The organism is Nocardia sp. NPDC003345 (assembly GCF_053589395.1).
This window is the reverse complement of record NZ_JBSFRU010000025.1, coordinates 25,842-34,195: the sequence shown is the minus strand read 5'-3', so window position 1 is coordinate 34,195 and position 8,354 is coordinate 25,842. Positions and strand designations below refer to the sequence as shown.

General features: G+C 69.9%; 6 protein-coding genes. All 6 read left to right on the top strand.

Translation table 11 applies throughout. The annotated features are described in order from the left end of the window. Positions 1-129: 129 nt before the first annotated feature. The gene (locus tag ACWDU1_RS05450) at positions 130-459 is read left to right on the top strand and encodes a hypothetical protein (protein ID WP_449996058.1); all 330 of its coding nucleotides are present in this window, start codon (positions 130-132) and stop codon (positions 457-459) included. A 732-nt stretch (positions 460-1,191) separates the two neighbouring features. Beyond that, positions 1,192-2,418: a cysteine desulfurase family protein gene (locus tag ACWDU1_RS05445; protein WP_449996057.1), complete on the top strand. Its 1,227-nt coding sequence runs from the start codon at positions 1,192-1,194 to the stop codon at positions 2,416-2,418. A 2-nt stretch (positions 2,419-2,420) separates the two neighbouring features. Continuing rightward, positions 2,421-3,518, top strand: a complete 1,098-nt coding sequence (gene mnmA, locus ACWDU1_RS05440) for a tRNA 2-thiouridine(34) synthase MnmA (RefSeq protein WP_449996056.1) — start codon at positions 2,421-2,423, stop codon at positions 3,516-3,518. Next, positions 3,515-4,549 (top strand): methionine synthase, encoded by a 1,035-nt coding sequence (locus ACWDU1_RS05435; protein WP_449996055.1) that lies wholly within the window; start codon positions 3,515-3,517, stop codon positions 4,547-4,549. Before mnmA ends, ACWDU1_RS05435 begins: the two co-directional genes overlap by 4 nt. A 172-nt stretch (positions 4,550-4,721) precedes the next feature. Next, positions 4,722-6,878 (top strand): NAD-dependent DNA ligase LigA, encoded by a 2,157-nt coding sequence (ligA, locus tag ACWDU1_RS05430; RefSeq protein ID WP_449996060.1) that lies wholly within the window; start codon positions 4,722-4,724, stop codon positions 6,876-6,878. Positions 6,879-7,082: 204 nt separating this feature from the next. Then, a complete protein-coding gene (locus ACWDU1_RS05425) occupies positions 7,083-8,330 on the top strand; it encodes an AAA family ATPase (RefSeq protein ID WP_449996054.1) in 1,248 nt (415 codons plus the stop codon). Positions 8,331-8,354: the final 24 nt, after the last annotated feature.

Genomic DNA, 8,354 nt, shown 5'->3' with positions numbered 1-8,354 from the left:
GGGATCGAGTTCCGGCGCCGCGCATCGTCCACATTCATCGAGAACAAACATCGTTCAAAACTGTTGTGGCACAATTGATCTCTGCGCGCTACGGCAGGCATAGTGGCAACAGCGTCAAGGAAGGACATCATGCAGACGTCGAAGATCCTCGGTCTCGTCACCGCGCTGGTCGCGGCACCGATCGCGTTGGTAACCATGGCCGGCGTCGCCAACGCCGATGCGACCGCGACGGTCACCGCAGGCAAGAAGTGGATTGTCGTGTCCGTGACCACCACCAACGGTGACCGACCGGAGTGGTGCCGAGTCGACCCCTACGTCGGAACACCGCAAACCGTCAACCTCGATGTGGCGCCCTCCGGCAACCTGTTCATCGACAACCTGCCCCCGGGCCCCCGAAAGGTATCGGTCTGGTGCCCCAACGGTGGTGCCGGCCAGTACGACGTCGTCGTTCAGGGCTGAGGCCGAGGCACGGGTCGGCACCTGTCTGTAGCGGTGCCGGCGCCGTCCTCTACGAGGGTGGCTTACGTGGGGAGTTTCTTGTAGCAGGCCAGAGCGGCAGCGAGCAGGCCGCCGATCCAATTCCTCCCGAAGGATCCGACCGATCGGTGTCGCTCCGCCAGTCTTGGCGGTTCTGGTATTCGCCGCGGTATGGCAACACGGGTCGCCGATGTGGTCGCCTCGGCCACGGCATTGGATCGGGCCGTCACCACGCCGTGTTCGGATGATGTTGTACGAGACCGCCGCTCGCGCCGAGGAGAGCCTGATCCTCGACGTCGCCGACCTCGATACGGTGAACCGCTGCGCCACCGTGATCCGCAAGAGCCGCGGCCGTGACGTCGTCCATTGGCAGACCGGCACCGCGCGGCTGCTGACTGCGATGAGCTCGTCGTACGTGTTGCGACCAGGCCGGGCGGGGACACCGGCCAGGATCGAGGTGATGACGAGCGCGCCAACCCGGCGCAGCAGGAAAGTAGCGGTCACACACGAGGCTGTAGGACCGCGAGTGCTGCGCACATATCGTCCAAGGGCACAGTTTTGTCGATGCCATCTCTGCCATCCGGCCGAGCAAATCCAGGAATGTCGGTGGTGCCTGCACTGTTATGAATCGTGTGCAGTTTGTAGAAAAATTGTAGAAGGAGGGGGGAGACCCCAAAGATGTGCAGGTCAACGGTGGGATAGGCTTTGTCGGTCATGAAGTCGGCTTTCCCGGGTGCTGTCAGCGGTGTGCCCACGACGGTCTACCTCGATCATGCGGCGACCACACCGATGCTGCCCGCCGCCATCGAGGCGATGAACGCTGTCTTCACGCAGGTCGGGAACGCGTCCTCGCTGCACGGATCGGGCCGCGAGGCCAGGCGGCGGCTGGAGGAGGCGCGCGAATCCATCGCCGCCGATCTCGGCGCCCGGCCCTCCGAGGTGATCCTGACCTCCGGCGGCACCGAGAGCGACAATCTCGCCGTCAAGGGCATCTACTGGGCCCGTCGCGACGCCGACCCCCGCTGCACCCGCATTCTGGCCTCGGCCACCGAACACCACGCCGTGCTCGACGCGGTGGAATGGCTGGAGCGGCACGAGGGCGCCCGCGTGACGTGGCTGCCCGTGGACGCCGACGGCATCGTCACCCCCGCCACCCTGCGCGCCGCCCTGGCCGAACACGCGGGTGAGGTCGCGCTGGTGACGGTGATGTGGGCGAACAACGAGATCGGTGCGATCCAGCCCGTTCGCGAACTGGCGGATGCCGCGCAGTCGGCGGGTGTGCCCATGCACAGTGACGCGGTGCAGGCCGCCGCCCAGTTGCCGATCGATTTCGCGGCGAGCGGGCTGGCGGCGGCGAGTTTCGCCGGCCACAAGCTGGGCGGTCCGCACGGAATCGGTGTGCTGCTGCTCGGCCGGCAGGTGGGCTGCGTTCCGCTGCTGCACGGCGGTGGGCACGAACGCGACCTGCGGTCGGGCACTTCGGATGTGGCGGCCGCCGCCGGACTGGCCGCGGCGCTGCGCGAGACCGTCGGCGAGATGGCGTCGCGGACCGCCGAACTGACGGTGCTGCGCGAGGAGCTGATCGCGGGTGTGCGCCGTGAGGTGCCGGAGGCGGTCCTCAACGGCCCGCACGACGAACGGCGGCTGCCGGGCAACGTCCATTTCACCTTCCCCGGATGTGAAGGCGATTCGCTGCTGATGCTGCTCGACGCCGCCGGGATCGAGTGTTCGACCGGTTCGGCGTGTACCGCGGGAGTGGCGTCGCCGAGCCATGTGCTGATCGCCATGGGTGTCGGGGCCCGGGAGGCGCGGGGTTCGCTGCGCTTCTCCCTCGGGCACACCTCGCGGCGATCCGATATCGATGCTGTGCTGGATGTATTGCCACAGGTGGTGGCGCGAGCCAGGGCCGCGGGCCTGGCCGGTGCGAGAGGAGGAGCGTAGACATGCGCGTACTCGCCGCGATGAGTGGCGGAGTGGATTCGGCGGTGGCGGCGGCCCGGGCCGTCGACGCCGGGCACGAGGTGGTCGGGGTGCATCTGGCGCTCTCGTCGGCCCCGGGGACCCTGCGCACCGGATCGCGCGGATGCTGCTCCAAGGAGGACGCCGGTGACGCCCGCCGTGCCGCGGATGTCCTCGGTATCCCGTTCTACGTCTGGGATTTCGCCGACCGGTTCAAAGAAGACGTGATCGACGATTTCGTCGCGGCCTATGCCGCCGGCGAGACCCCGAACCCGTGCCTGCGTTGCAACGAGAAGATCAAGTTCTCGGCCCTGGCCGATCGCGCGGTGGCGCTCGGCTTCGACGCCGTGGTCACCGGCCACTACGCCCGGCTCGCCGACGGCGTACTGCGCCGCGCGGTGGACGCCGACAAGGACCAGTCCTATGTGCTGGCGGTGCTGACGGCCGACCAGCTGTCGCGGGCCATGTTCCCGGTGGGCGACACCCCCAAGCCGCGGATCCGGGAAGAGGCCGCCGAACGCGGTCTCGCGGTGGCGAACAAACCCGACAGCCACGACATCTGCTTCATCCCCTCGGGCGACACCCAGGCCTTCCTGGGCGCGAAGATCGGCATCCGGCCGGGTGCCATCGTCGATGCGCAGGGAACCGAACTCGGCCGCCACGACGGTGTGCACGGTTTCACCATCGGCCAGCGCAAGGGACTGGGCCTGCCCGGCCCGGGGCCCGACGGCAAGCCCCGCTACGTCACCGATATCGATTCCGATTCCGGGACCGTGCACGTGGGGTCGGTCGACGATCTCGAGGTCTGGGAGATCGAGGCCGACCGGGCCGTCTGGACCTCCGGTGCCGCGCCGGAGGGGCCGATCGACTGCGTCGTGCAGGTCCGTGCCCACGGCGGGACGGCACCCGCCACCGCCGAAGCGGTCGGTGCCGGGATGCTGGTCCGGTTGCGGGAGCCGCTGAGCGGAGTGGCGCGCGGTCAGGCCGCGGTGCTGTACGGCCCCGACGATGCCGGTGACGCGGTACTCGGCAGTGGCACCATCTCGGCGACCGCACGTACCGCCGCCGGCGCGCCTCGATGAGCGAGGCCGGTTTCCCGGCCGGCGTGGCGACGGGGGTCGGGTCCTGGCCGGGTACCGATCCACGCGAGGCCGCGGCGGTGACGGTCGGGGAATTGCCCGGCCTGCCACACCTGGTGGAACTGCCGGCCCGCGGGGTCGGCGCCGATACCGTCGGGCGGGCCTCGGCGCTACTGGTCGATATGCGATTCGACACCACACCGCGCGGATACCGGCTGGCCGCCCGGCCCGGTTCGGCCTCCCGGCGGGCCCATGACCTGCTGCGTACCGATCTGGACGCGTTGCAGGAGGCCTGGGAGAACGCCGGGCTGCGCGGTGCGGGCCGCACGGTGAAGGTGCAGGCGGCGGGCCCGCTGACGCTCGCCGCGCAGGTGGAACTCCCGGGCGGGCACCGGGTGCTCACCGACCGGGGCGCGGTGCGAGATCTGGCCGGTTCGCTGGCCGAGGGACTGGCGGCGCATATCGCCGAGATCGGGTCCCGGCTCGAGGCCGGGGTCGTATTGCAGTTGGACGAACCCTCGCTGGGACAGGTGCTCGACGGCTCGCTGCGCGGCGCGAGTGTGCTGAACACGGTCGCCGCCGTACCGGAGCCGGAGGCGCTGTCGCTGCTCGACTCGGTGCTGGAGCAGCAGCGGGTACCGACGCTGGTGCACACCTGCGCGAGCCCGCCGCCGCTGGCCTTCCTCGGCCGCTCGGCGGCGACGGCGCTGGGTTTCGACCTGGCCACGATTTCGGGGACGGCCGCGCTCGACGCGCTGGGGGAGGCACTGGACCGGGACAAGTACCTGGTCCTCGGGCTGGTACCCACGACCCGGCCGACCCCGCCGGTGACCTGGCGCGAGATCGCCGAACCCGGAGTGCGGCTGATCGACCGCCTGGGTTTCCCGCGCGCGGAGCTGGCGCGGCGGGTCCTGGTGAGCCCGGCGTGCGGGCTGGCCGGTGCGCAGCCGGGCTGGGCACGGGAGGCGCTGCGGCTGGCCTCCGATACCGCGGAGGCCTTCGCCCAGGATCCCGAATCGGTCGTCGCGCAATAGCGTTGGGCCGGCGCCTCGCGGCCCCGGGCGGCCGTCGGCTCCTTCCCGGACCACACGTGCTCGCGCGATCCGCGATCCCGCGCCCGGATAGCGGCCCGAACCGGCCGCGACGTGCGGTTCCGGTGCGGCCGCGGTGTCGGTGGGCTGGACTAATCTGCCAGATGTGAGTGAGATCGGAAGCCCCGCCGAGCCCGGTACGGATGCCGCTCCACCCCCCGCCCCGGGGGCGGAGCGCCTGCGCTGGCAGGAACTCGCCGATACGGTCCGCGAACATCAGTTCCGGTATTACGTGCGGGACGCGCCGATCATCTCCGACGGCGAATTCGACACCCTCTTCCAGGAACTGCTGGCGCTCGAGGACCGGTTCCCGGATCTGCGCACCCCCGATTCGCCCACGCAGCTGGTGGGCGGGGGTTTCGCCACCGATTTCACCCCGGTGGACCACCTCGAGCGGATGCTCTCCCTCGACAACGCCTTCTCCGAGGCGGATATGCGGGCGTGGGTGGCGCGTGTCGAGGCCGAGACCGGGCCGGACCTGCACTATCTGTGCGAGGTGAAGATCGACGGTGTAGCGCTGAACCTCGTCTACCGCGACGGAAAACTGGTTCGCGGGGCCACCCGCGGCGACGGGCGCACCGGTGAGGACGTCACCCTCAACGCGCGCACCATCGAGGACATCCCGGGCGAGCTGACGGCCGATCCGCGGTTTCCGATTCCCGCGCTGCTCGAGATCCGTGGCGAGGTGTACCTGCGGCTCGAGGATTTCGAAACCCTGAACGCCGCGATGGTGGCCGAAGGGAAACCGGCCTACGCGAATCCGCGCAACACGGCGGCCGGATCGCTGCGGCAGAAGGATCCCGCGGTCACCGCGCGCCGCAGGCTGCGGATGATCTGCCACGGTCTCGGCCGGACCGAGGGATACACCCCGGCCTCCCAGCACGAGGCGTACCGGGCGCTGGCCGCCTGGGGCCTGCCGGTCTCCGCGCATACGAAACTGGTGACCGGGGTCGACGCGGTACTGGAGCGCATCTCCTACTGGGCCGAGCACCGGCACGATATCGAGCACGAGATCGACGGCCTGGTGGTGAAGGTCGACGAACTGTCGCTGCAACGCCGGCTCGGCTCGACCTCCCGCGCGCCGCGCTGGGCCATCGCCTACAAGTACCCGCCCGAGGAGGCCACCACGAAACTGCGCGATATCGCGGTGAACGTCGGGCGGACCGGGCGCGTCACGCCGTTCGCGGTGATGGAACCGGTGGTGATCGCGGGGTCCACGGTCTCGATGGCGACCCTGCACAATGCCGCCGAGGTGGTGCGCAAGGGCGTTCTGATCGGCGATACCGTCACCATCCGCAAAGCCGGCGATGTGATCCCGGAGGTGCTGGGGCCGGTGGCCGACGCCCGCACCGGTGAAGAACGCGCCTTCGAGATGCCCACGCACTGCCCGGAATGCGGTACCGAACTGGCCTACGAGAAGGTGGGCGACGCCGATATTCGCTGCCCCAATCAGCGCAGTTGTCCCGCGCAGTTGCGGGAGCGGGTGTTCCATGTGGCCGGGCGCGGCGCCTTCGATATCGAGGCGCTCGGCTACGAGGCGGCGATCGCGCTGCTGAACGCCGGTGCGATCGGCGACGAAGGCGACCTCTTCGACCTCGACGCGGACCGGTTGCAGCGGGTCGGACTGTTCGTCAACAAGAACGGCAGCCTCTCGGCGAACGGGCGGCGGTTGCTCGACAATCTGGCCGCCGCCAAGGATCTGCCGCTGTGGCGGGTGCTGGTGGGGCTGTCGATCCGGCATGTCGGGCCGACCGCGGCCCGGGCGCTGGCGGGCGAGTTCGGCAGTATGGAACGGATCGAGCAGGCCTCGCTGGAGGATTTGGCGAACGCCGAAGGAGTCGGGCCCACCATCGCCACCGCGGTCGCGGAATGGTTCGCGGTCGACTGGCACCGCGCGATCGTGGACAAATGGCGGGCCGCCGGAGTGCGGATGGCCGACGAACGCGACGAATCGATTCCCCGCACCCTCGAGGGCCTGTCCATCGTGGTCACCGGATCGCTGCAGGGGTTCTCCCGCGACGGCGCGAAGGAGGCGATCCTGCTGCGCGGAGGTAAGGCGGCCGGTTCGGTATCGAAGAAGACGGCGTTCGTGGTGATCGGCGACTCGCCGGGCACCAAGGCAGCCAAGGCCGAGGAACTCGGGGTGCCGATCCTGGACGAGGACGGTTTCCGGTTGCTGCTGGAGTCGGGTCCGGACGCGGTCCGCCCGCGGGAAGAGTCCGCCGGGCAGGACGATGCCGCTACCGAGGCCGAGCCCACCGACGCGGAATAGCACGCGCAGGCCCCGGATCCGCTCCGCACGCGGCGTCGGCCGCTCCGTCCCGGCACGGTGGTGCCCGCGGCAGCGGAGTCGGCGAAGCCGGCCGGTGGAAGATCCGAGCCGTCGTCCGGACCGCGGCGGTCTGCGCGAAGCAATCTCCGACACGGGTTGCTCCCCGTACCGCGGCGGCGGGACGGCACACGGCAGGATGGCGGGATGCTGCGCAGTTTTCGGGTGTCCAACCACAAATCACTGGCCGACCTACAGGAACTGCGGCTGACCCGTGGCGCCACCGCTCCGGTGGCGATCCCGGTGACCGCGGTGCACGGCGGGCCCGCGGCCGGTAAATCGAACCTGGTCGACGCGCTGGGACATATGCGCGACGCGGTCCTGGAATCGGTGACCGGCTGGGACCCGTACGCCGGGCCGGTGCGCACCCCGCATCTGGAACACACCGGACGGGCCTCGGAGTTCGAGGCGGTGTTCGTCGCCGAGGGCATCCCGTACACCTACGGATTCCGCACCGACGCCGCCGATGTGGCGGCCGAATGGCTGTACAGCCATCCGCGCAATCGCCGCCGGATCGTCTTCGAACGCGAGGGCGAGGTGGTCCGGGTCGGGCCGATGTTCGAACCGGCGCGTTTCGGGATCACCGCCCTGGTCCCCCTGGTGCGGCCCAACGCCCTGCTGCTGAGCCTGGCCGGCCAGATGTACGCCGAGGCGCTGGTGCCGGCCTACCGGTGGTTCGAGACGATGCTCGAGGTGGTGCGTGGCGAGGCGGATATCGATACCGTCGAACGGCGGGTGGGTTCGCATCTGTCCCGGTCCGCCGAGAACGCGGCCCGGTTGCTGACGCTGTTGCAGTCGGCCGATCTCGGGATCACCGATCTGCTCATCGCCCAGAACGACCCCGGCTACGCCGACTACCTGCGTGACCTCGACGCCGATATCGCCGCGCTGACCGAGCAGCTCGACCACGCCGCCGCCTCGCCCGGCTACGCGGCGCAACTGGAGGAGGACAGCGGCCTGACCGGTGTGCAGCTCGCGCGCGAGCTGACGAATATGCGCAATGCGCGCGACGCGCTGTACACCCGGATGGTCGCGCGCCGCGGTGTCGGACTGCGGCTGGTGCACAGCGGGGTGGAACCGGTGTTCACCCTCGCCGAGGAATCGTCGGCCACCGTGGCGCTGCTGCGGTTGCTGCCGGTGCTGCTGGACACCCTCGATACCGGAAAGGTGCTGGTGGTCGACGATCTCGGTGCCCGGCTCACGATCGAGGAGGCCGACCGGCTCGTGCAACTTTTCCAGAATCCCGAAACCAACACCCGGGGCGCGCAACTCGTGTACACCACCGGCGACCGCGCACTGGTCGACCGTGGTAACGGCCGGTCGGCGCGGACCCGGACCGGGGTGTGGACCGTACATCGTTCCGGCGCGGGTGCCAGCACCCTGGCCGCAACATGAAACCGGCCGCCCGATCGGGCGGCC